Annotated in this window: 19 protein-coding genes; 7 read left to right on the top strand and 12 right to left on the bottom strand. The window is 69.5% G+C overall.

Annotated features, from left to right (window positions below; all coding sequences use genetic code 11):
- Positions 1-221 precede the first annotated feature (221 nt).
- Positions 222-656, bottom strand: a complete 435-nt coding sequence (locus ABR738_RS30845) for a MarR family winged helix-turn-helix transcriptional regulator (RefSeq protein ID WP_350233216.1) — start codon at positions 654-656, stop codon at positions 222-224.
- Positions 657-744: 88 nt separating this feature from the next.
- Between ABR738_RS30845 and ABR738_RS30850 the strand changes: the two genes are divergently transcribed.
- Complete coding sequence (locus ABR738_RS30850) at positions 745-1,305, top strand: phenolic acid decarboxylase (RefSeq protein ID WP_350233217.1); 561 nt, start codon at positions 745-747, stop codon at positions 1,303-1,305.
- A gap of 604 nt (positions 1,306-1,909) precedes the next feature.
- Here the strand turns inward: ABR738_RS30850 and ABR738_RS30855 are convergent.
- Complete coding sequence (locus ABR738_RS30855; protein ID WP_350233218.1) at positions 1,910-3,064, bottom strand: fatty acid desaturase family protein; 1,155 nt, start codon at positions 3,062-3,064, stop codon at positions 1,910-1,912.
- 7 nt (positions 3,065-3,071) lie between these two features.
- Entirely contained in the window at positions 3,072-4,130 is a 1,059-nt protein-coding gene (locus ABR738_RS30860; protein ID WP_350233219.1) for a ferredoxin reductase, read from the bottom strand.
- 86 nt (positions 4,131-4,216) lie between these two features.
- On the opposite strand from ABR738_RS30860, the gene ABR738_RS30865 reads away from it, so the two are divergent.
- Both ABR738_RS30865 and ABR738_RS30870 read left to right on the top strand, forming a co-directional pair.
- Complete coding sequence (locus ABR738_RS30865) at positions 4,217-5,356, top strand: PucR family transcriptional regulator (protein ID WP_350233220.1); 1,140 nt, start codon at positions 4,217-4,219, stop codon at positions 5,354-5,356.
- Between the two features lie 412 nt (positions 5,357-5,768).
- A complete protein-coding gene (locus tag ABR738_RS30870; protein WP_350233221.1) occupies positions 5,769-6,158 on the top strand; it encodes a hypothetical protein in 390 nt (129 codons plus the stop codon).
- A gap of 140 nt (positions 6,159-6,298) precedes the next feature.
- Here ABR738_RS30870 and ABR738_RS30875 read toward each other — a convergent pair whose 3' ends face one another.
- Positions 6,299-6,610 carry a hypothetical protein gene (locus ABR738_RS30875; protein WP_350233222.1) on the bottom strand — a complete coding sequence of 104 codons (312 nt, stop codon included), beginning with the start codon at positions 6,608-6,610 and terminating at the stop codon, positions 6,299-6,301.
- Between the two features lie 240 nt (positions 6,611-6,850).
- Positions 6,851-7,918 carry a lytic polysaccharide monooxygenase auxiliary activity family 9 protein gene (locus tag ABR738_RS30880; protein WP_350233223.1) on the bottom strand — a complete coding sequence of 356 codons (1,068 nt, stop codon included), beginning with the start codon at positions 7,916-7,918 and terminating at the stop codon, positions 6,851-6,853.
- A 1,136-nt stretch (positions 7,919-9,054) separates the two neighbouring features.
- Here ABR738_RS30880 and ABR738_RS30885 point away from each other — a divergent pair.
- Entirely contained in the window at positions 9,055-10,233 is a 1,179-nt protein-coding gene (locus ABR738_RS30885) for a serine hydrolase domain-containing protein (protein ID WP_502964171.1), read from the top strand.
- Positions 10,234-10,569: 336 nt separating this feature from the next.
- On the opposite strand, the gene ABR738_RS30890 is transcribed toward ABR738_RS30885, so the two are convergent.
- From ABR738_RS30890 to ABR738_RS30900, 3 genes are all read right to left on the bottom strand, one after another.
- The gene (locus ABR738_RS30890) at positions 10,570-12,096 is read right to left on the bottom strand and encodes a helix-turn-helix domain-containing protein (protein ID WP_350233224.1); all 1,527 of its coding nucleotides are present in this window, start codon (positions 12,094-12,096) and stop codon (positions 10,570-10,572) included.
- A gap of 220 nt (positions 12,097-12,316) precedes the next feature.
- Positions 12,317-12,853 carry an HAD family hydrolase gene (locus tag ABR738_RS30895; RefSeq protein ID WP_350234813.1) on the bottom strand — a complete coding sequence of 179 codons (537 nt, stop codon included), beginning with the start codon at positions 12,851-12,853 and terminating at the stop codon, positions 12,317-12,319.
- Positions 12,854-13,539: 686 nt separating this feature from the next.
- Entirely contained in the window at positions 13,540-14,190 is a 651-nt protein-coding gene (locus ABR738_RS30900; RefSeq protein WP_350233225.1) for a hypothetical protein, read from the bottom strand.
- A gap of 439 nt (positions 14,191-14,629) precedes the next feature.
- On the opposite strand from ABR738_RS30900, the gene acnA reads away from it, so the two are divergent.
- Both acnA and ABR738_RS30910 read left to right on the top strand, forming a co-directional pair.
- Positions 14,630-17,359, top strand: a complete 2,730-nt coding sequence (acnA, locus tag ABR738_RS30905) for an aconitate hydratase AcnA (RefSeq protein WP_350233226.1) — start codon at positions 14,630-14,632, stop codon at positions 17,357-17,359.
- A gap of 910 nt (positions 17,360-18,269) precedes the next feature.
- Positions 18,270-18,608, top strand: a complete 339-nt coding sequence (locus ABR738_RS30910; RefSeq protein WP_350233227.1) for a helix-turn-helix domain-containing protein — start codon at positions 18,270-18,272, stop codon at positions 18,606-18,608.
- A gap of 206 nt (positions 18,609-18,814) precedes the next feature.
- Here ABR738_RS30910 and ABR738_RS30915 read toward each other — a convergent pair whose 3' ends face one another.
- The 3 genes from ABR738_RS30915 to ABR738_RS30925 form a co-directional block, all read right to left on the bottom strand.
- Positions 18,815-19,036 (bottom strand): hypothetical protein, encoded by a 222-nt coding sequence (locus ABR738_RS30915; RefSeq protein WP_350233228.1) that lies wholly within the window; start codon positions 19,034-19,036, stop codon positions 18,815-18,817.
- 65 nt (positions 19,037-19,101) lie between these two features.
- Entirely contained in the window at positions 19,102-20,091 is a 990-nt protein-coding gene (locus ABR738_RS30920; RefSeq protein WP_350233229.1) for an aldo/keto reductase, read from the bottom strand.
- Positions 20,092-20,101: 10 nt separating this feature from the next.
- A complete protein-coding gene (locus ABR738_RS30925) occupies positions 20,102-21,073 on the bottom strand; it encodes an alpha/beta hydrolase (protein WP_350233230.1) in 972 nt (323 codons plus the stop codon).
- Positions 21,074-21,203: 130 nt separating this feature from the next.
- Here ABR738_RS30925 and ABR738_RS30930 point away from each other — a divergent pair, with 130 nt between their 5' ends.
- Complete coding sequence (locus ABR738_RS30930; protein ID WP_350233231.1) at positions 21,204-21,857, top strand: TetR/AcrR family transcriptional regulator; 654 nt, start codon at positions 21,204-21,206, stop codon at positions 21,855-21,857.
- A gap of 140 nt (positions 21,858-21,997) precedes the next feature.
- Here ABR738_RS30930 and ABR738_RS30935 read toward each other — a convergent pair whose 3' ends face one another.
- The gene (locus ABR738_RS30935; protein ID WP_350233232.1) at positions 21,998-22,960 is read right to left on the bottom strand and encodes an FG-GAP repeat domain-containing protein; all 963 of its coding nucleotides are present in this window, start codon (positions 22,958-22,960) and stop codon (positions 21,998-22,000) included.
- Between the last annotated feature and the right edge of the window lie 144 nt (positions 22,961-23,104).

Genomic DNA, 23,104 nt, shown 5'->3' on the forward strand with positions numbered 1-23,104 from the left:
CTCGCCTTGGGCGTCCCGCCTGAGCCCGGTTGCGGCCTGCACCGGGGCAAGTGCTCGCTTCCAGTGATCGCAGCATGTGCGGAGCCATCGCCGCGCGGCCCCGTCCGCGGATGTGTGGACGCCCTCGCGCGGGGGAGAGGGGGTTCGGCTGAACGCGGTGGGGCGAGGCCGGTTCGGTGAAGCCCGGGATTCCTCAGGATGAGGGGGTGCTCGGCTGGGAGCTACCTGTTGTCCAATTCCCGCACGAGACGCCGCAGCACGGGCAGCGCGTCCCGCAGCGTGTCCTTGTCCGCGGCCGGCAGCGCGGCAAGCGCGCCTTCCAGGGCTGCGGTGCTGGCACGGTCATAGCGGTCGAGCAGGTCGAGCGCCGCGGGGGTCGGGGTGAGGACCACGGCCCGCTGGTCCGCGCGGTCGGCGGCCCGCTCGACGAGTCCGGACGCCACCATCGTCTTGACCAGGTTGCTTACGGTCGAGGGCGCGACACGCAGCCGGTCCGCCACCACCCTGGCGCCGAGGGAGCCCTCTGCGGCCAGGGCCCGCAACAGCTCGATCTGGGCCTCGGGCAGGTCGGGGAGGCCGGCCGCGCCCCGTGTGGAGCGGAGTACGGCGCGGCGCAGGGGGCCGAGCAGCCGGCTGAAGTCGGAGGCGGTGTCCATGGCGGACATTCTGCCGAAGATTTCGTTTTGACACAAAATAGTTTTGTGACAAACTTAAGGAGTCAGTGACGCAGCAAGGAGAGCTCCCATGACCACCATCGCCGAAGCCGCACTCGAAGCGACCGCCTACCCCACCACGGTCGCGTCTCCGATCCCCCCACAGGACCTCTCCGGCATCGTCGGCCACCGCTTCATCTACACCTACGCCAACGGCTGGCAGTACGAGATGTACGTCAAGAACGACCACACCATCGACTACCGCATCCACACCGGGATGGTCGGCGGCCGCTGGGTCAAGGACCAGGAGGTGGACCTGGTCATGCTCACCGCGGGCGTCTACAAGGTTTCCTGGAACGAGCCGACCGGCACCTCCGTCGCCGTCAACGTCGTCCCCGGCGAGCGTGTCCTGCACGGCGTGATCTTCTTCCCGCACTGGGTCGAGGAGCACGGCGAGCGTACGGTCCTCTTCCAGAACGACCACCTGGAGCAGATGCGCGCCTTCCGTGACGCGGGCCCGACGTATCCGATCTACGTCGTCCCGGAGTTCGCGAAGATCACTCGTTACGAGTTCGTCGGCGCGGACAACGAGGACGTCATCGCCATCGCCCCGGCCGATCTCCCCACGGGCTGGGCGGACGAGACCAACTAGGGCCGGGTCTGCCGGCCGCGAACCTGTGCGGATCTACCTGGAGCGCGGCAAGGATCCGTCCGGTCTTGGAGGTGCGCGTGGCCCCCAGCAACGGGACTTCCGCGGTGCGGCACTGGACGGCAGGCGCGTACCTGCTCGCGCAGTCTGGGACTGTCGACGCCTGTCGACGCCTGTGGACGGGGGAGAGTGACTGCCGGGCCGGGGGCCCAACCACGGTGCCGGCCCGGCAGCCTGGAGGAGTGCGAAGCACTCAGTGGGTCGGCCACGGAGACGTGCGCACGAGGTACATCCACTGCGCGTCCTGGCGGCCGGGAACGAGTCGGCTGGCGCTCTCCCACTGGCGGACGAGATCGGCAAAGATCGGTTCCGGACCGGAGCGGAGAATCGTTCCGTCGCCGCGCCGGCCGCTGACGCCCGGGGCCGGCCGGCTCATCGTGTTGAGCATGCCGGGTACAACGCCGATGCGCCGCCCGGGTTACTCCGCTCCGTCCCTGGTCCCGCCCTGCCGACAGCCGCGCACGGACAGAGGCACATGCGATGTCGGCGACGGCTTTCCTTCGCCGTCTCGTGAGGTGAGTGGGCGCGAGAGCCGAAGGGGGTCGAGTCAGCGCTCTGCCATCTGAACCGCCCCGGCAGGGATGGAGGTGGCGACGGGCTTTCGCTTGGGGCCTGCCATCTTGACCTTGGACTTCTTGTTCGGCAGCGAGAGCCGGAAGACCTTGCGCCACGCGGAGAACACCTGCTTGGGCAGCGGCCCTGTGACGTAATCCAGCTCGTACTTCTCGAACAAGGCGCGCACTTTCACCGCGACCTCGGCGTACCGATTGCTCGGCAGGTCCGGGAACAGGTGGTGCTCGATCTGGTGTGACAGGTTGCCGGTCATGAAGTGCATGGCCTTGCTGCCGCTGATGTTCGCCGAACCCATCATCTGGCGCAGGTACCACTCGCCGCGTGTCTCGCGCTCAATCGACCGGCGCTCGAAGACCTGCACGCCCTCGGGGAAGTGCCCGCACATGATCACCGAGTGGGACCAGAGGTTGCGGACCAGGTTCGCGGTAAACGTGGCGGCGAGCGTGCTGAGGAACGACGGGCCCGACAGCAGTGGGTGGACCACGTAGTCCTTGAGCACCTGCTTGCGGATCTTACGGCCGACGGCTTTGGCCCGCGCACGGAACTCCGGGTCCTTGCGGCGGTGCTTGTCCAGGTTGTTGCCGAGCTCCAGGTCGTAGGCGGCGATGCCGTACTCGAAGAAGCAGGCGTTGAGGAAGTTCCACAGCGGCTGGCCGAGGTGGAGCGGGTGCCACTTCTGGTCCTCGTCGACGCGCATGATGCCGTAACCGAGGTCGTTGTCCTTGCCGATCACGTTCGTGTACGTGTGGTGCAGCTCGTTGTGCGAGTGCTTCCACTGCTCGGCCGGCGAGACGTGATCCCAGTCCCAGGTAGTGGAGTGGATCTTCGGGTCCCGCATCCAGTCCCACTGGCCGTGCAGGACGTTGTGGCCGATCTCCATGTTCTCCAGGATCTTCGCCACGGACAGACCGGCGGTGCCGATCAGCCACGCGGGCGGGAAGCCCGAGAACAGCAGCACGCCCCTGCTGGCCAGTTCGAGTTTGCGCTGGGCAGAGATGACCTTGCGGATGTAGGCGGCGTCCTTCTCGCCGCGGACGGCGATCACCCCGTCGCGGATCGCGTCCAGCTCTCGGCCAAGCTCCTCGATCTGCTCCCCGCTCAGGTGGGCGGTGGGGTCGATGGCGGTCAAGGTTCTCCTACCGTTCGATGTCGCAGGGGCCCGCCGCGGCGGACACGCAGGTCTGGATGAGGACGCCCGGCTCTGCCTCGGTGATCTCGCCGGTGCGCAGGTCGCGGACGGCCCCCGCCCTGAGCGGTGTGACGCAGCCGTAGCAGATGCCCATGCGGCACCCGGAAGGCATGAGCACGCCGGCCTCCTCGCCGACGTCCAGCAACGGCGTGGCGCCGTCCGCGACGACTGTCTTGCCAGAGGTGCGGAATGTGACCTCGCCGCCGCCGTCCCCGCAGACGACGATGCTGGGGCGGAAGCGTTCGGTGTGCAGGCGGTCTTGGACGCCGTGCTCGATCCAGCGGGCCTCGGCGGCGTCGAGCAGGCCCGCCGGTCCGCAGGCCCAGGTCTCCCGCTCGGCCCAGTCGGGCACGAGCTCGTCGAGGCGGGCGATGTCGAGCATGCCGTCTGTGTCGGTGTGCATCTCGGTGAGGCGGAGCTTCTTGTCCGCGACCAGGTCGTGCAGATCGTCGCGGAAGATCACGTCTTGTGGCCGCGGTGCGGAGTGGACCATGACGACGTCGTCGAACTCGGTGTCGCGCAGCATGCCCATCACCGGCGTGATGCCGCTGCCGGCCGTCAGATAGAGCACTTTGGCGGGTTTGGCCTCCGGCAGCACGAAGTCACCGGTCGCCTGGTCGAGCTGGATCAGCGTGCCCGGTTTCGCCCTGCGGACCAGGTGGTTGCTGACCTTGCCGCCCGGGATCGCCTTCACGGTGATCGTGACGCGGCCGTCCCGGCGGTCCGTCGGCGAGGTGAGCGAGTAGGCACGCCACAGGCGTACCCCGTCGACGTCGACCCCAATTCGCACGTACTGACCGGCCGTGTGGCCGCGCCACCCCCGCCCCGGTCTGATCACGAGGGTCGCGGCGTCATCCGTCTCGGGGCGCACGCCCTCGATGCGCCCGCGCAGGTCAGCGCCCGCACGCAGCGGACTGACCAGGTCGAGGTAGTCCGACGGCAACAGCGGCGTCGTGACCATCTCCAGCAGTTTCCACGCCCTGCCGCGGAGGGCCGCACTCGTCATGACTCCACCTTGATGCGCCTCAGGGCGTAAAGTCCTGTCCGCAGAACGTGAATCTGTTCGGCTGAATTGTTCGCAGGAAACAAAACATGAACCATGCCATTCGGAGAGCCAGCGAACTGACCCTGGATGAGACGACGGTCACCGCACTGCGGGCCGCGCTGAAGACCACCGCCGACGAGATCGTCCAGGCGATCATCGACGAGGTTCCTTCCTACGCCAACGCCCTTTCGGGCCGCATGGGCGGCATCATCCGCCGCGCCGTACGCACCGCCCTTGGGCACTACCTGGACCTCGCGAGCGGCCACGCCACAGGCGGCGACGCCGGTGACGCGGCCTACGAGCTGGGCCGCGGCGAGGTCCGCGAGGGCCGTTCGATGGACGCCCTGCTCAGCGCCTACCGCGTCGGCGCCCGCGTGGCCTGGCGATGCCTGGCCACGGGTGCCGTACCCGCAGGGCTGCCCGCCGCCGAGGTCGCCAAGTTCGCCGAGCTGACCTTCGCCTACATCGACGAGCTCTCCGCCGCGAGCGCCGCGGGCCACGCCGACGAACTGGCCGCCCAGGGCCGGGCCCACGAGCGTCACCTGGAACACCTGGCCCGCGACCTCCTCGCCGACGCGAGCCCGGACGTGCTGCGGGCCTCCGCGCAACGGGCCGGGTGGCAGCCTCCGGTGTCGCTGACCGCGGTGCTGCTGCCCGCCGCCCAGGCTCGGCCTGCCTACCGCACGGTCAACCCCAACACGCTCGTCCTCGACGATCTGCCGGACGCCTGGGGCGTGCTGCTGGTCCCCGACGCCGACCGGGCATATCTGCTGAGGCAGCTGAACCACCGCGCCGCCGTGGTCGGCCCGGCCCGGCCATGGACTCGTGCGTCCGCCTCGTACGCACGAGCCGTACGCGCGCGCTCCCTCTCCTGTGACATCCGCGACACGGAGGACCACCTGCCCGAGCTGGTACTGAGCGCCGACGCGGACGCGTTCGCGGACCTGCGTGCCCGAGCCCTCGCACCCTTGCGGACGCTGCCCGCCGCGACCGCGCGGCGGCTGGAGGAGACGTTGCGGGCGTGGCTGCTGCACCAGGGCAGGCGGGAGGAGGTGGCAACGGCGTTGTTCGTCCATCCACAGACCGTCCGGTACCGGATGTCACAGCTGCGAGAGCTGTTTCCGGAACTCGCATCGCCACACCGCGTCCTTGAGTTGACGCTTGCGCTCGGTCTCCGGGTCAGCTGACGCATGCCACGACGTCCACGACCATGTCCGGCGCGGCGTAGGAGTCTCCATTTCGATGCGGTGCGCCGTGCCGCAGCACGTTCCAGGGCGCAGTGCCGGTATGGCGATTCGAGTGCTTGGCGCCGACTTCCGCCAGCAGCCCGGCGAGACCGAGCCCGCACCCGCCCCGGCCCGACGTCCGCTCGCCCCGGCGGCCTCACTCACCTCCTCAGACCCGGACGCCCTATCTGAGCGCTGCCACCACGCGTTGCGCCACGTCCAGGACCAACTCGCCAGCTGGCCCCACCGCCCGGTGTGCCAGCGCCTCCGTCTGGACAGCGGTCGTGGCCGGCCCGGCTCCCGCCTCGGATACCGTGTTCCTCTACGGGGTGCCATAACGGATGTGACGCCCCCCACCGGAGGTAGTCAGCGTATGAGTTCAAAGCGCAGCAAGAATCCAGCCCTGCCCGTACTCGACGACGCATTCCGGCTCGAGTCGGTCAAGAACGCCGAAGAGTCCACCCGTGACTTGGCCGCGCGGCTGGCCACCACCGAGCTGCGCCGCGTTTCCCACCCGGGCCGGATCACCTGGGAGCCCATCGATCAGGCCGAGCCCGTACCGGTCCCGCCGACCGTGGTCGACGGTGACGGGGATCTGTGGCTACGGGACCGGGGCACTGGCACCTGGACCATGCCCGAGTTCAATCCGAAGGAGTTCCCGGCCCGCTGTGGCGAGGTTCTGACGTGGAACCAGCTCGCCTGCGAGTTCGGCCCGCTTACCGCACTGGCCGACGACCGCCGCATCGGCGGCGGCCGGCGCTGACCGCGCGGCCTCCTGGGATGACCCGCACCTGAAGCGCCCGTCATGGGCAGCTGAGAGCTCCAGCTCACCGCCGAGCTCTCACTGGAGCCGCGCCCCACGCGCCGATCAGTGACTCACTGTGGCCGGCCCACAGGACCTGGTCAGGCAAGGGTCTTGATCCACCCTGTGATGACGTCGGCGTACTGCTGTGCCATCGGCTCGTGCATGGTTGCGGGGCGTCGAGCTGTTTGAAGGCCACAGGCCGGCCGGTGGGTTCCATGAGGCGGCGGGCCTGTGGCCTGGGTGTGGGTCATCGCGCCCATGGGCCGGCCGGTGCCGGGGTCGGTCGTGTGGAAGTGGTGGGTGAGGAGCACCGGCCTCTTCACCTGCGCGAGCATCGTGGCGTGGTCGCCCGGCTTGCCGTACGCGGCCACGTAGGCGGCCACGATGCCGCCAGAGGAATTACCGGCCACGATCGTGGGCCGCTGGACGACCAGGTCGATGAACCGGCGTACCGCACGTCAGCGGCTGGCGACACGAGGAGCGCTGAGCGCTGCCTGTCGTTGCCTCCGGCATCGATGAGACCGGTTTGCGGGGGCGCGCGTGGATCCTGCCCGTGGAGAAGCCCGCCTCGGAGGGTCTGGTGCCGAGGCGGGCTTGTAAGCGGTGGTCGCCTGGCGGCAGTGCCGGTCTCTGGCTTCGTGCCGCTGCTGTCAGGCGATGTTCACGTCGCACACGGACAGGAAGAACTCGCCGCTCTTGCCGCCGTTGCCGCCGTCCGGGGTGTCGGGGCCGCCATGGCCGCCCCAGATCTGCACGATCGCCGCCCTTCCCCGCCGCTGGGGGAAGGTCGCGAAGTGCCAATCAGTGGAGTCTTCCTGCCGGTCGGCGCCCTGGTTCTCGACCAGGAAGGGGGTGGGGTCGAGATTTTCCCAGGCCAGACCGTCGGCCGGATCCCACCCGTCACAGGTGATGAACCACCGATGTGACCAGGTCTCGTTGGTGTGGTACGCCGTGTAGTCGTAGCTGAAGGTGTGGCCGTCGGCATCAGGCGGTAGTTCGGTCACGGGCCAGTCGCCGGCCAGGTCAAGGCCGCGGAATGCCGGGTTGCCGGTGGAGGCGACCGTGTTGCCCTCGAAGAACTTGCGGTACTCCAGGTAGCGCCCCGAATGGTTCCAGGGGTAGCTGGCGAGCATGCGTTCAGCGCCCGGGAGAACCTCCTGCCAGGTGGTGCTGGTGTTCAGCCGCCGCGCCTCGGCACAGATCGGGGAGGGGTCGTTGTCGCGGATGGCGGTGGCGGCCCGGCTGCGTGGAAAGTTGACGGTGCCGTGCCGGGGGGCGCCGTCGTGCCTGGCCGGACCCGAGCCGGAACGGGGGGTGCGAGGGGACCAAGGGCCCGCCCCCTCGGAGGCGACGGTGACCTCATTGGTGAACTCCGTGAACTCGCCGTCCCCGTCCATGGCGCGGATCTTCACCCTGTACTGGGCGTCGGGCGCATCGCCCAGGTCCACCCAGTGGGAGTTGGACGGGATCCAGTCCCAGGCCGGCCAGTACAGAAAGACGGTCTGCCGGGCTTGACCATTGATCCACACTTCGTACATGTGCGGGTAAGGGGCCTTGCCTTCGTTCCAGTCCGATGGTGGGGGCCATTCCCCCTGATCCGGCGAGTTGGCCCCGATCTGCCAGCGCAGATCGATGCCGAACATCTGGTGATCGCCGTCGCTGCGCCGCTTGATCTGGGCACGCAGTCCAGAAGGAGCCGCGCTGATGAATGTGCTCATGGAGTCCCTTCGTCGACCAGCACGTCGGTAGAGGCCGACAGGCGGGCCCCTCAGCATGCTGACTCGGCGGGGCCTGCCCATCTTCAGCGCGGTCCATCCATCCGGCATCAACATCGAGTGACTGAGCGAACACATCAGGACGCCATGTGGCACCGCGGTCGACGCCGACGGGTCGCCAGCGGCGCGCTCAAGCTCCCCTGTTCCAGCCCATCGCCGGCAAGTGCTGGCCGCCCGGCATGTGGCCGACCCGCAAGCCGCTCAGCGGACCCGTCTTCACCGCCTCACCGATCGCTCTACTTGGCGCCCACCGGTGGAACACCACCACCCGCCCCTACCGCACGCTCCCCGCTCCACCGGCGGAATCCCGGCCGAGAAGGTCACCCACGGTGACGACAGTTTGCCAACCAGCCTGCGTCTTCCTTGCCAACTACGCGGCGTCACGCCCTGCTGACCGGGGCGGCTCGCTGCCGTCGCTTGCCACCTGACCCGCACCGTCACACTCGTCTGGAGCGACGAGCGCATTGCGTGCTGTAAGGAGACCGGCGAGAAGCCTCCGCCGGTCGGACGCCACCGAGGCGTAACTGAAGGAGCTTGTCACCTGCCGGGAGCCGGGCCTGCGCGGTTCGCCGGGCGGCGTCGCGCACGTCGTCGCCCGGGGCCGGACGTGAGGTGCGCCGGTACGTGGTCTGGGAGTGGTACCCGTGGTCCGGTCGCCTGGTACGCCCGCTGCCGCGCGTGAGTTCCGGCTGCTGCGCACCGACCGCAACCGTGGGCGGATCGAGCGCCCGCAGCAACGGCACATGCTGGAGCGCCGGGCCGGGATCACCGGTCTGTCGGTTCGCGGGCCTCCGGTCCCGGTTCTGGATAAGCGACGACCCCGCCGAGCCGGGCAGCCTGGTCTGCGGCCGCATCCCGGAGCAGGGAAACGCCACAGTGGACTGACCCTCCGCCCGGGGCCGCCGCCCCCCGTACCCCAGCCCTGACCGCCGGGGGACGGGGCCGGCCGGACGTCTCCGGGGGGGGTATCCCCACCTGGGGTTGTGCGGGTAGCGGGATCGTGGCGGAAGGCGGTGCCCGGACATGCTGGACCGACCACATATCGCTGCGTTGTCCGCCGATCCCGTAGGAGTCACTTCGTGCACGAGCAGCAGTCACGGCCGTTTTCCCGTCCCTCCCAGCAGCGCCGGACGGGTTGGCGCAGAGTCGTGCCGGCCGTGGCCGCCGTGGCCGTGGGCGTGCTGACGACGAGTGCTATGACCCCGTCCGCGGCGTCCGCCGCAATCCGGCACGACACCGCCCAGCAGGGACTGAACGCGCTGGTGGCGGAGGAAGGCATCCCTGCCGCGCTGGCGAGCGTCCAGAGCCGCGACGGCCGGAACCGTACCTACACCGCGGGGGTCGGCGACCTCGCCACCGGTGCGGCGGTGCCCCGTGATGGTCAGGTGCGCGTCGGCAGCAACACCAAGACGTTCACCGCCGTGGTCGTCCTGCAACTGGTCGGAGAGGGGAAGATCAGTCTTGACGCTCCGATCGACACCTACCTGCCCGGCGTCGTCCGCGGGGACGGCATCGACGGACGCCGCATCAAGGTCCGCCATCTCCTGCAGCAGACCAGCGGTCTTCCCAACTACAGCAACTACCTCGGTGAGGACGTCCAGCACTTCGAACCCCGGCAACTCCTCGACATCGCGCTCCAGCACAAGGCCGAGTTCGACCCCGGTACGCGCTGGAAGTACAGCAACACGAACTACGTCCTGGCCGGCTTGATGGTCGAGAAGGTCACGCACCGGTCGCTGGCCCAGCAGATCGACCAGCGGATCATCCAGAAGATCGGTCTGCGCCACACCTACTTCCCCGCCCCCGGTGACGCGACCATCCGCGAACCCCATCCCACCGGCTACTACCGGGATTCGCCCGATGCGCCGCCGCGGGACGTGACGGAGCTGGACCCCTCCTGGGCCTGGGCCGCGGGAGCGATGATCTCCACCAACTCCGACCTCGACCGGTTCTTCTCGGAGCTGCTGACCGGTGACCTGCTCAAGCCGGCCCAGCGCGCCGAGATGCGCACCGGTACCGTTCCCGCGGAGGAGACCTTCGGCCCCGGCGCCCGCTACGGTCTGGGGCTCGTCAGCAAGCCGCTGTCGTGCGGCGGTCTCTACTGGGGCCACGGCGGCAGCTATCCGGGATACGAGACGCGGGGCGGGGCCACCGTCGGCGGCCGCGCCGCCAACGTCGCGGTGAGCCTGCAGCTGTCCGACGAAGCGACCAGAGGACGTGTCGACCGAGTCGTGGACGCGGCCCTGTGCCGCCGCTGAAGAACACCGGCACAGGGGCCCACCGAGGCACCGGGCGGTGGTTGTTCCGGGCGGCTGCGAGCGCCAGGAACGCGAAGCCCCCCGCACCTGCGACTCGCCTCGCGAGTTCCGTCGTCTCGTCCAGCCGCGTCAGCTTCCGCGGGTTCCTCATCAGGCAGATCCGGCGAAGTCACCGGCGGCCGAGGACCTACAGCCTCTTGGTGACAGGACGCGAACGGAAGGCCTCGGACCGGAACTGTTTCAACTCCTGCGCGAGCGAGAGTCCCAGAGATGCCGCAGCGCCCCTCCCTGACCCGCTAAGCCGTAGGTCAGACGGGGCGCGGCGGCAGTGGCGTATCAAATATCGCGGAAGATCTCGATCTGCGCGCCCACCGAGTTGAGGCGTTCCGCCAGGTCCTCGTAACCGCGGTTGATGACGTACACGTTGCGCAGGACCGACGTGCCCTCGGCGGCCATCATGGCGAGCAGGACCACCACCGCGGGGCGCAGGGCCGGGGGGCACATCATTTCGGCGGCACGCCAGCGGGTAGGGCCCTCCACCAACACCCGGTGGGGGTCGAGGAGTTGGAGACGGCCGCCGAGACGGTTGAGGTCGGTGAGGTAGATCGCGCGGTTGTCGTAGACCCAGTCGTGGATGAGCGTCTGGCCCTGGGCCGCCGCCGCGATCGCCGCGAAGAACGGCACGTTGTCGATGTTGAGGCCGGGGAACGGCATCGGGTGGATCTTGTCGATGGGCGCCTCCAGTTTGGAGGGGCGCACGGTGAGGTCGATGAGCCGGGTGCGCCCGTTGTCGGCGGCGTACTCCTCGGTACGGTCGTGGTCGAGTCCCATCTCCTCCAGGACCGCGAGCTCGATCTCCAGGAACTCCACCGGGACCCGGCGGATCGTCAGCTCGGACTCGGTCACCACGGCGGCGGCCAGCAGGCTCATCGCCTCGACCGGGTCCTCGGATGGCGAGTAGTCGACGTCCACGTCGATGTCCGCCATGCCGTGCACGGTCAGCGTGGTGGTGCCGATGCCGTCGACCCGTACCCCGAGCGCTTCCAGGAAGAAGCACAGGTCCTGGACCATGTAGTTGGAGGACGCGTTGCGGATGACGGTGACGCCGTCGTTGCGGGCGGCGGCCAGCAGCGCGTTCTCGGTCACGGTGTCGCCGCGCTCGGTCAGCACGATCGGGCGGTCGGGCGCGGTGCGGTCCACCTCGGCGTGGTAGATCCCCTCGGTGGCCGTGATGTCCAGGCCGAACCGGCGCAGCGCGATCATGTGCGGCTCGATGGTGCGGGTGCCGAGGTCGCAGCCGCCGGCGTAGGGCAGCCGGAAGCGGTCCATGCGGTGCAGCAGCGGGCCGAGGAACATGATGATGGAGCGGGTCCTGCGGGCGGCGTCCGCGTCCATGGCGTCGAGGTCGAGCCGGGCCGGCGGCACGATCTCCAGGTCGGTGCCCTCGTTGATCCAACGGGTGCGTACGCCAATGGAGTTGAGGACTTCCAGGAGCCGGTAGACCTCTTCGATCCGGGCCACGCGGCGCAGCACGGTGCGGCCCTTGTTGAGCAGGGAGCCGCAAAGGAGCGCGACGCAGGCGTTCTTGCTCGTCTTGACGTCGATCGCGCCCGAGAGACGACGGCCGCCCACGACGCGCAGGTGCATGGGGCCGGAGTAGCCGAGCGAGACGATTTCGCTGTCGAGCGCTTCGCCGATGCGCGCGATCATCTCAAGGCTGATGTTCTGGTTCCCGCGTTCGATGCGGTTCACGGCGCTCTGGCTGGTGCCCAGAGCCTCGGCCAACTGCGTCTGTGTCCAGCCCCGGTGCTGCCGGGCGTCACGGATGAGCTTGCCGATGCGTACGAGGTAGTCGTCTGCCATAGGGGCAGGTTATCTCAGATATGAGATGGCGCTCGCGCTGGGCTGGGCCATCGGGGTGAGGGCCCGTCACCTTCTGATCCTGCGCTTTCCTTGCGGGGGCGGCAAATGGGGTGGTCCGTCCGGGGTGCATTGTTTTGCGAAGTTCCGGCGTGTCGTGCGAGATTGGAGTGATTGGTGTGGTTTCCAGACCCTCAGTCAGGGGCGGCAATCCGGAGCTCCGTTACTCCGACGCGGTGATGGCGTGGCGGATCGCGGCAGCCACATCGCGTGCGACATGGGTGGACCGGTAGGCGTCCTGGGCCCAGACGCGCCCGTCGGTCACCCAGGCGCTGCGCAGTCCCAGCGCGTGGGCCCCGGCGATGTCGGCGTGCGGCGAATCACCGATGACCCACGCGCCGGCGAGGTGGGCTTCGATGTCGTCGGCGGCCGCCCGGAAGATCCGCGGGTCCGGATTCTGGTGGCCTACGCCCTCCGAGACGGCCCAGTCGTGGACGAGTTGGTCGAGCCCGGTGCGGCGGAACTTCGCCTCCTGCTGCGCGACGCGGCCGTTGGTGACGATGGCGCAGATCCACCCCTTCGCGCGCGCCGCGCCCAGAGCCTCGCGCGCGGAACGCGTGAGCCGGACGCGGTCGGCTCCGCCGTCGTCGAGCAGGGCGTCGACGGCGGCGGGGCGCCCGCCGCGCCATAGCGGCCGGTCAGGGCGGCGGCCACGTCGTGGCGCGCGGTGTAGCCGCCCGCGTCCACGTCCATCACCCAGGGGAGATCGGCGGCGGGCAGCCCGTGCTCGGCGAGGAGATCGGCGACGGCGGACCGGAAGGGCGCGTCGCGTCGATCAGCGTGTTGCCGAGGTCGAGCAGGAGCAGGGGCGTGACCGGCAGTAGAGCATGAGGCCATCCCGGGCAGCGGCCGCCTGCCGTGAGGGTTGCTTCCGCTGCGGGCGGTGCCCGGTCAGGGTGGTGGGGGTTTCCGGTCCGGGGGTGCTTGGCCGGGGTAGTGGGGCTGGGGCTTCCGGTCCGGCGGTTACGGGCCAGGGTGGCGGGGGCTACGGTTCCAGGCGGTGCTTGGCCGGGGTTGTGGGGGCTGCCGCTCCGGGCGGTGCCTGGCCAGGGTCGTGGCCACGGCTCCGGGTGGTGCTCGGCCAGGGGCGTGGCTCCCGCATCCCGGGCATTCCGGCCAGCCGGGGCTTCATTCCGGTCCCGATCGCCGGCCCTCCCCGTTCGGGTGCACCCATTCAGGGCCCCCGAGTGACGCAAGGCAACCCGCGCGCTCGGGCGCAGCCTCATCGAGCGCGGCGGCCCGTCCGCCGCCGGCGCCGCAGGGCTCTGTTCTTGGACAGCGAAGTCGGTCGTCCCCCGGGCGCTGGTCTGCCGCGACTGGCTTGGTTGCCAAGAAATCACTTGTTGACGACCTTGTCCGTCAACACCGGGGCCTTGGGATGGCCACCTACCGCGTGCCGCCGGCTGCCGGCTGTGGCAGCGGCCCGTTCGTCGCCGACCTGCGCCGGCGCCAGTACCCGTAGGTCAGGACGCCGAGCATCGGGCCCCATAGGACCAGGGGGGCGTAGGAGGCGTAGAAGTAGACGGTCTCCCAGCCTCCGGCCTTGCTCGGATAATCGGCCGGCAGTGGATCGCCGTCGGCCTTGGACTGGGTGACCGTGCTGACGATCGCGATGATCGTGAAGACCAGGGTCAGGACCGTCGCCCCGATCGTGGCCGGGATGACGGCGGCGGCCGTCGGCACCCGCCGCCCGCGCAGCCGCGGCATCCAGCGCGGGAACACCTCGCCCCAGCGGGCGACCAGCCCGACCGCCGTGAAGGCGAGAACCTCGGAGGCGAGGGTGAGGAGGACGACGTAACCGTTCATCGCCCAGGCCGGGATCGACCCGCCACGTTTGTCCGGGGCGAACAGCAGGCCCAGGCGCCAGATCCCGGACGGGAGCACCACCAGCGGCACTGTGTAGGCGACCCGGCGGGCCCAGCGCGGCACCCCTGCGGCGGGCTCGTGCGCCGTGCGCCACGCCCGCCGCAGGCGGCCTTCATGGCGTAACGCGTGTGTGGGTTCGTCTGTTGTCGTGGTCGGCCTGGCCCGGAACATCTGCACTCCTCACGTCCAGGGGCCGGAGAGGCCCGTGCCATTCGAGACTCGCAGCCGGAGAGGCCAGTCAGGATCGCTCCACGGACCGAACAGCCCCTCCGCCGGTCGGGCGAGCGTGAATCCGGATGCTCCGCCTCGGGGATGACGGGCCAGCGGAGCGGCACTCGCGCGTACGGCAGTTCACCGGCAGGGGAGCGGAAGCGACCGGGTTCGGTGTCAAACGCCTCGATTGGATGACAGTGCGACTGACGTCACCGTCGAGGGACAGGCTCGCCCGCGCATGACCTACCCGCGGCCATGTACTAGAGTTATCTCGACATCGAGATATCTACCGAGGCGCACCGCAGCCGACGCCGGTAAGGGTTACCTAACTTAGCCTTACCTCAGCGGATCGACAAACCCGTCGTGGCGGCAGGATTGTGGTGGAACGCGCACATCAATGAAGGAGACTGTCGTGTCGGCGAACAGCTTCGACGCCCGCAGCACGCTGCGCGTGGGCGACGAGTCGTACGAGATCTTCAAGCTGGACAAGGTCGAGGGCTCCGCGCGCCTCCCTTACAGCCTGAAGGTTCTCCTGGAGAACCTGCTCCGCACCGAGGACGGCGCGAACATCACCGCCGACCACATCCGGTCGCTCGGCAACTGGGACTCCCAGGCCCAGCCCAGCGAGGAGATCCAGTTCACGCCGGCCCGCGTGATCATGCAGGACTTCACCGGTGTGCCCTGTGTCGTGGACCTCGCCACCATGCGTGAGGCCGTCAAGGAGCTCGGCGGCGACCCCGCGAAGGTCAACCCGCTCTCCCCGGCCGAGCTGGTCATCGACCACTCCGTCATCGCCGACAAGTTCGGCACCAAGGACGCCTTCAAGCAGAACGTGGAGCTGGAGTACGGCCGCAACAAGGAGCGCTACCAGTTCCTGCGCTGGGGCCAGACCGCGTTCGACGACTTCAAGGTCGTCCCGCCGGGCACCGGCATCGTCCACCAGGTCAACATCGAGCACCTTGCGCGTACGGTCATGGTCCGGGGTGGCCAGGCCTACCCGGACACCCTCGTCGGCACCGACTCGCACACCACCATGGTCAACGGCCTCGGCGTGCTCGGCTGGGGTGTGGGCGGCATCGAGGCCGAGGCCGCGATGCTGGGCCAGCCGGTCTCGATGCTCATCCCGCGCGTCGTCGGCTTCAAGCTGACCGGCGAGCTGAACCCGGGCACCACCGCCACCGACCTCGTCCTCACGATCACCGAGATGCTGCGCAAGCACGGCGTCGTCGGCAAGTTCGTCGAGTTCTACGGCGAGGGTGTGGCGGCCACCAGCCTCGCCAACCGCGCCACCATCGGCAACATGTCGCCGGAGTTCGGCTCCACCGCCGCGATCTTCCCGATCGACGACGAGACCCTGAAGTACCTGCGCCTGACCGGCCGTGACGCCCAGCAGGTCGCGCTCGTCGAGGCGTACGCCAAGGAGCAGGGCCTCTGGCTCGACCCGGCCGCCGAGCCCGACTTCTCCGAGAAGCTGGAGCTCGACCTCTCCACGGTCGTCCCCTCCATCGCCGGCCCCAAGCGGCCGCAGGACCGCATCGTCCTCGCCAACGCCGCCGAGCGGTTCGGCCAGGACGTGCGCAACTACGTCGAGGACGACGACGAGGCGGGCAAGGAGTCCTTCCCGGCCTCCGACGCCCCGGCCACCACCAACGGTGTGCCGAGCCGGCCCACCCAGGTCACCCTGGCCGACGGCACCACCTTCGAGATCGACCACGGCGCGGTCACGGTCGCGGCCATCACGTCGTGCACCAACACCTCCAACCCGTACGTCATGGTCGCCGCGGCGCTCGTCGCGAAGAAGGCCGTCGACAAGGGCCTGACCCGCAAGCCGTGGGTCAAGACCACCCTCGCGCCGGGCTCGAAGGTCGTCACCGACTACTTCGACAAGGCCGGCCTCACGCCCTACCTCGACAAGATGGGCTTCAACCTCGTCGGGTACGGCTGCACCACCTGCATCGGCAACTCCGGTCCGCTGGACGAGGAGATCTCGAAGGCGATCAACGAGCACGACCTCGCGGTCACCTCGGTGCTCTCCGGCAACCGCAACTTCGAGGGCCGGATCAACCCCGACGTCAAGATGAACTACCTGGCGTCCCCGCCGCTGGTCGTCGCGTACGCCATCGCCGGTTCGATGAAGGTCGACATCACCACCGAGGCCATCGGCACCGACACCGAGGGCAACCCGGTCTTCCTCAAGGACATCTGGCCCACCGAGGCCGAGGTCAACGACGTCGTGGCCAACGCCATCGGCGAGGACATGTTCAACAAGTCCTACCAGGACGTCTTCGCGGGTGACGCGCAGTGGCAGTCGCTGCCGATCCCGACCGGCGACACCTTCGAGTGGGACTCCGAGTCCACCTACGTCCGCAAGCCCCCTTACTTCGAGGGCATGACGATGGAGACCACCCCGGTCTCCGACATCCAGGGGGCCCGCGTCCTGGCGAAGCTGGGCGACTCGGTCACCACCGACCACATCTCCCCGGCCGGCGCGATCAAGGCCGACACCCCGGCCGGCAAGTACCTCACCGAGCACGGCGTCGAGCGTCGTGACTTCAACTCCTACGGCTCGCGCCGTGGCAACCACGAAGTCATGATCCGCGGCACGTTCGCCAACATCCGCCTGCGCAACCAGATCGCGCCGGGCACCGAGGGCGGCTTCACCCGCGACTTCACCGTCGAGGGCGGCCCGGTCTCCTTCATCTACGACGCCTCGCAGAACTACCAGGCCGCCGGCATCCCGCTGGTCATCCTGGCGGGCAAGGAGTACGGCTCGGGCTCGTCCCGCGACTGGGCCGCCAAGGGCACCGCGCTGCTCGGCGTCAAGGCCGTCATCGCCGAGTCCTACGAGCGCATCCACCGCTCGAACCTGATCGGCATGGGTGTCCTGCCGCTCCAGTTCCCCGAGGGTGCGACCGCCTCCTCGCTCGGCCTGACCGGCGAGGAGACCTTCTCCTTCACCGGCGTCGAGGAGCTGAACAACGGCACCACCCCGCGCACGGTGAAGGTCACCACCGACACGGGCGTCGAGTTCGACGCGGTCGTACGCATCGACACCCCCGGCGAGGCGGACTACTACCGCAACGGCGGCATCATGCAGTACGTGCTGCGCCACCTTGCCAGCTCCTGACCTGATGTGAACGAGCGCCCTGCCCCCGCGCCTCGCGCGCGGGGGCAGGGCGCTCGCGCGCGAAACGTTCCCCAAAGCGGAGCCGCGCTCCTGCGACGACGAAGAACCCCGCACCTGGCACCAGGTGCGGGGTTCTTCGTCGTTGCCTGGCCGAGTCGTTGTTCGAGGACGATTACCTGATCGGCGGACGCGCAGAAATCTATGCCGGCTGGAGTAGACATTGGGAGGTGGTGTGGATATGGTTTCTCTCGTAGCCGAGATCGAGCAAGGCCCGGCAGAGACGAACTGCCGGGCAGCAGTACCCGCAAGTGCAGTTGCAGGACGGTGCGGTGACGGAGTTTCGAAGCCAGGGTGGTTGCTGGACGGCGACGGGACTGGTGACCGGACCGGGGGGCCCGCAGTGATCAGGGGCCGCCGCACGTAGTACCGCAGTGGAGTGAGAAGTACCTCGGTGAAGGCGTCGGCTGCGGGCGCGCGCACCGGGAGGTTCGGCAGTGGGGTTCCAAGCCGGAGCAGACGCAGGACGGGCGACGGGGCTGGCTGCCGACGGTGGTGCTGGGAGAGGCCACCAGCAGTACACGCAGTGCATGCGGTACACGCGGTACGCGGTAACAGCAGTACACAGTTCACAGATAAGTGGTTCACCCAAGAGGGAAAGAACGGAGGAATCGAGCACCGTCGGGATCGCCCGGACGCCACGCGAGTCCGGGTACCGCAGGACATCGATAGTGAGGTGGTCTGAGGTCACGCATCCGCGATCCCCGCAACCGCCACGCATCCCCCCGGTGGCGATGCGGACACACAGGCCGGCGCAGGATCAGGGCCGGCAGATGGTGTAGCAGTTCCTTCGGGGCCCGGGTGCCGGCAGTACGGCACCCGGGCCCCTCAACGCGTTCCACAGAGAGGTGCGATGACAGCAGACGACTCCTTGGGCCGTCTCGATGACGACGACTACCCCGCCTACACCATGGGCCGCGCCGCCGACCTGCTCGGCACCACCCAGAACTTCCTCCGGGCGATCGGTGAACACCACCTGATCACCCCGCTCCGCTCACCGGGCGGACACCGCCGCTACTCCCGGCACCAGCTGCGCGTCGCCGCCCGCGCCCGCGAACTCGTCGACCAGGGCACCCCGATCGAGGCGGCCTGTCGCATCATCATCCTCGAAGACCAGCTCGAAGAAGCCCAGCGCATCAACGCCGAACACCGCCCCGCTCCCGGAACGGTCAAGGCATCCGCCGCGGCGTGAACTGAGGCCCGCCCCCTGTTTCCCGACGGGCCCCCGGCCACCTCTTTCCCGAGGGCCCACGCCCGGCCCCGGCCCGCACCGAGACGAGTGACCCGCGATGCGCGTCACCGTCATGCGCAACCGCGCGCCGCCCGATCGGCGCCTTCTGCCGGAACGCGGCCGGGCGCACCACCTCGCCGAGCACCAAGCCGCCCGCGATGGAGCGTTCAGTGGAGGGCTTCGAAGAGCAGAGCGAATCCCGCGACCACGCCGACGGCCATCAGCATCACCAGACCCGCGTACAGCGAGCACACCCACCCCGTCATGATGCAGGCGAGCGCCCAGCAACGGCCGGGCAGTCGTTGGCGCTTGGCCCTTCGGCGAGCCATGTGCCCCGAGGTGATCGCGGTCCACGCGGACAACTCCACGACCACGAACCACCCGAACATCGCCGGAATTTCGTCATCATGGTGTTTCTCTCCCCATCGGTCGATCAGGTCATCGGTCGGTCAGGTCATTGGTCGATCAGGGCGATGCCGTGATCGCTGTATCGGGCGCCCTGGGCCCCGGTGTCGGGGACAGCGGCGTCGATGGCGGCGAGGTCGGCCGAGGTCAAGTGCAGGTCGAGGGCCGCCAGGTTGTCGCGCAGGTGCGGGCGGCGGGAGCTGCCGGGGATGGGGACGATGTCGTTGCCGCGGGTGAGCAGCCAGGCGAGGGCGATCTGCGCGGGGGTGGCGCTCTTGGCGGCGGCGAGGCGGGTGATGGCGTCCACCGTGGCCAGGTTGGCCTTGAGGTCGTCGCCGTTGTATCGGGGAGCGGTGGCACGGAAGTCGCCGGGTTCGTAGCGTGTGGTGGCGCGGACGGCTCCGGTGAGCAGGCCGCGGCCGAGAGGGCTGTAGGCGATCAGGGTGCCGCCGAGACCGCGGAGCGTGGGCAGGATGTCGTTCTCGACATGGCGTTCCCACAGCGAGAACTCGGTCTGGACGACACTGATCGGGTGGACGGCGTGGGCGCGGCGCAGAGTGGCGGCCGAGACTTCGGACAGGCCGACGTGGCCCACCTTGCCCTGGGTGACCAGGTCGGCCAGGGCGCCGACGGACTCCTCGACCGGGACAGCGGGGTCGATGCGGGCGAGGTAGTACAGGTCGATGTGATCGGTGCGCAGCCGGCGCAACGAGGCTTCGCAGGCACGCCGCAGATCGTTGGGTGAACCGGCGGGGACCAGGCCCTCGGCGGTGCGGCGGACTCCGGCCTTGGTGGCCAGCACGGCGCGGGCGCGGTGCGGTGCGAGGGTCCGGCCGAGCAGTTCCTCGTTTGCTCCGTCGCCGTAGAAGTCGCCGGTGTCGAACAGGGTGACACCCGAGTCAAGGGCCTCCAGCAGGGTGGCTGCGGCCTCGTCCGGGTCAGCGGCACCGTAGATGCCGGTCATGCTCATGCAGCCGAGGCCGAGTCGCGAGACGGCCGGGCCATCGGGGCCGAGGGTGGGGGCGGGGGTGGGGTGCATTGCTCCTCCGTCACTTTGCCAGGGCCGCGCGGAGGAACTGGAAGATTTCCGCCCGGGCGGCCTCGGCCTGTGGTTCCACGCCGGGTATGGCGAGGAACGCGTGCTGTGCTCCTGGGTATTCGGAAAGCCGCACGGGGGTCCCTGCCGCGCGCAGCCGCTCGGCGTAGCGGCGGCCGTGGTCGGCGAGCGCGTCCCGGGTGGGCACCACCACGAGCGCGGGAGCGAGCCCGCTCAGGTCGTCCGCGTACAGCGGCGAAAGTACGCGGGCGTCGGTTCCCGGCGGGACGGCGAGCCGCTGGACGAGCCGCAGTTGTGGCAGGGCCCGGGTCGGGCTGTACGCGTACTCGGCCATCGAGGCGTAGTCGAACATCGCCTCGGTCACATCGACCGCGGGGTTGACCAGCACCTGCGCCTGGAGCTCCAGGCCGGCCTCCCGGGCCCGGACGGCCGTCAGGGCGCTGATCAGTGCGCCGCAGCTCTCGCCGAATACGGCCGCGCGTGCCGGGTCGGCGCCCCACTGCGCGGCGTGCCGCAGCACGTGGTCGAGCACGTCCCAGCCGTCGTCGACGGCGTTCGCGAGCGGGCTGTCCGGGGCGAGGAGACGGTGCTCGACCGAGACGACGAGCGCGGGGAGTCGGGCGGCGAGGCGGCTGTTGGTCCAGTCGCACTGCGCCGCCGTGCCCACGAAGCCGCCGCCGTGGACGTGGATGACCAGTGGCAGACCGGTTCGGGCGGCGGCTTCGTCGTCTCCCGTCGGCGCCGGCCGGTACACCCGGACCGGCAGGTCGCGGCCGGGCAGCGCGATCCGCTGCCAGTCGATCGCGGCGCCGGGGTCCGGCTCCCCGAGGATCGACCGCGCCGCGCGGGAGGCCCGGAAGCGGTTCTCCGCATCGCGGTAGGCGCGCAGTTCCTCGGGCGTCATCACCGAGAAGTCCGGCTCCGGCGGCCGCGTCGCGGTGGTGGTCCCAGTGGTCTCGCTCATGTCTCCTTCTCCCTTCCCGGCTGGATGCCGGGTGTGCCATCGCGGTCGGACAGTGCGTTGCCCTCATTATGCACGCGGTGCGTGCATCGGTGGGTGCATACGTTAGGATGAGTTGGACAAGAGGGGCGAGATGACTGGCCGAAGGCGATGGTCGACCGAGGAAATCCTCGACACGGCGGCGGAACTCCTGCGCACGGGCGACGCCGAGTCGTTCAGCGTGCGCAAACTCGCCGTGGCGCTCGGGACCGACTCCTCCAGCCTCTACCGGCACTTCCGCAACAAGACCGAGCTGCTGCGCGCGGTCGCCGACCGGGTCCTGCTGGCCGCCATGGACGGCTACCACCCCGAGGGCGACTGGAAGCAGCGCGTCACCGCCCTGGCCCTGCGCCTGCGCGAGGCCTTCGGCGAGCAGCCTCAACTCGCCACGGTGTGGGGCCGCTACGCGTCCGGCGGCACCGGTTCCCGCTTGGTCATGGAGGAGCTGCTACAGGCTCTGCGCGCGTCCGGCCTGCCCGACGAGGAGGTCCCGGTGCGATACCACCGCATCGTGATCCTCCTCGCCGCGCTGATCGCCTCCGAGGCCGGCATCAGCGCCATTAGCCCCATGGAGTACGAACAGGGCATGGAGCAGTTCCGCGTCGCGGTGCTCGGCGCCGACCCCGAACGCTTCCCCGCCCTGGCCCACTTCGCCCGCGACGTACGCCCCCTCGGAGCGGACCGCCCCGCCGCGTTCGAAAACATCCTCGCCGCTCAACTCGCCCACATCGAGGCGCAGATCCCCTGACAGGGCCGCCGATCGCCGACGTGACACGGTCTGTCGTCCGCAAGTGCGCCCAGGCGACCGGCGACGACGGCAGGGCCGCACCCCCCCCGCGCGGGGAGTGCGGCCCTGCCGTGTGTGCGGATGCGCCGGGCGCCGGAAGGTCAGGACGTCATCAGGCGGTAGATGTTGTAGTTGCTGCCGATCTGTACGCGTGTCTCGTAGGGGTCGGCCGCCAGGCCGCTGCCCTTGTACAGCCACAGGCCGCCGTTGGTGTCCCGGGCGAGCAGGTCGGTCCTGCCGTCGAGGTCCACGTCTCCGGTCGAGACGATGCGGTTGAACATGTTCCAGCCGGCGCCGATCCTGGCGCGGGGCGCGAACGGGGCGTTGTAGTTGCCCGTGCCCTTGTAGAACCAGAGCACGCCGGCCGTGTCGCGGGCCACGATGTCGGCCTTGCCGTCGCCGTCCAGGTCGCCCTTTCCGGCGAGTTGGGTGTAGACCTCCCAGCCGCCCCCGACCTTGATGCGGCTGGTCACGGTGCCGTCACCGTAGCCGAGGTAGAGCCACAGCACGCCCGCGCTGTCCCGCGCGATCACGTCGTAACCCTGGGCGCCGCCGAGGTTGCCGGGGGAGAGCTCCGTGTCGTAGATGTTCCAGCCGCCGCCGATCACCTTGTCCGGGGTGTTGGCGTCGACGAAGTAGTGCAGCGTCCCGTCGTTCGCCCACTCCCATTGGCCGTCGAGGTAGCCGTCGGCGTTGTTGTCGACGAACGCGCTGTTGGTCACGGACGGGAGGCTGCCCGCTGCCTCACGCGGCGTCAGGCCGCCCATGCCGTCGGGTCCGTACGCCCAGGCGTCGCCGGCGTTGTCGATGCCGAGCAGCGGGAAGACCGGGTCGGCGGCGATGTCCGCCGCTGACGTGGCCGTGAGGCCGCGGACGTGCGGGGTGCGCGCCGGCATCTTCGGCAGTGGATGGGCCGGGCCGATACCGCCGGCCGAGACCGGGACCGGGGCCGAGGCTGAGGCCGAGGCCGCGCCGGCGCCCGTGGCGACCAGCGCGGCGGCTATCGCGGCCACGGCGAAGCGGGAGAGGGTCCTGCCACTCGTACGGACCAAGAGGTGGGCCACGTAGTGCTCCTTCGGTGAAGCGCGTCACGGGTGACACGCGGTACGACCCATGAGTCGTACCGCATCACCGCGACCGCCGCACGGCGTCTTTCATCATTCAACCGGGTTGAAACAGAAGGGAGATGAGCCGTGCGAACACCGTGC

The sequence above is a fragment of the Streptomyces sp. Edi4 genome (assembly GCF_040253615.1).
GTDB lineage: Bacteria > Actinomycetota > Actinomycetes > Streptomycetales > Streptomycetaceae > Streptomyces.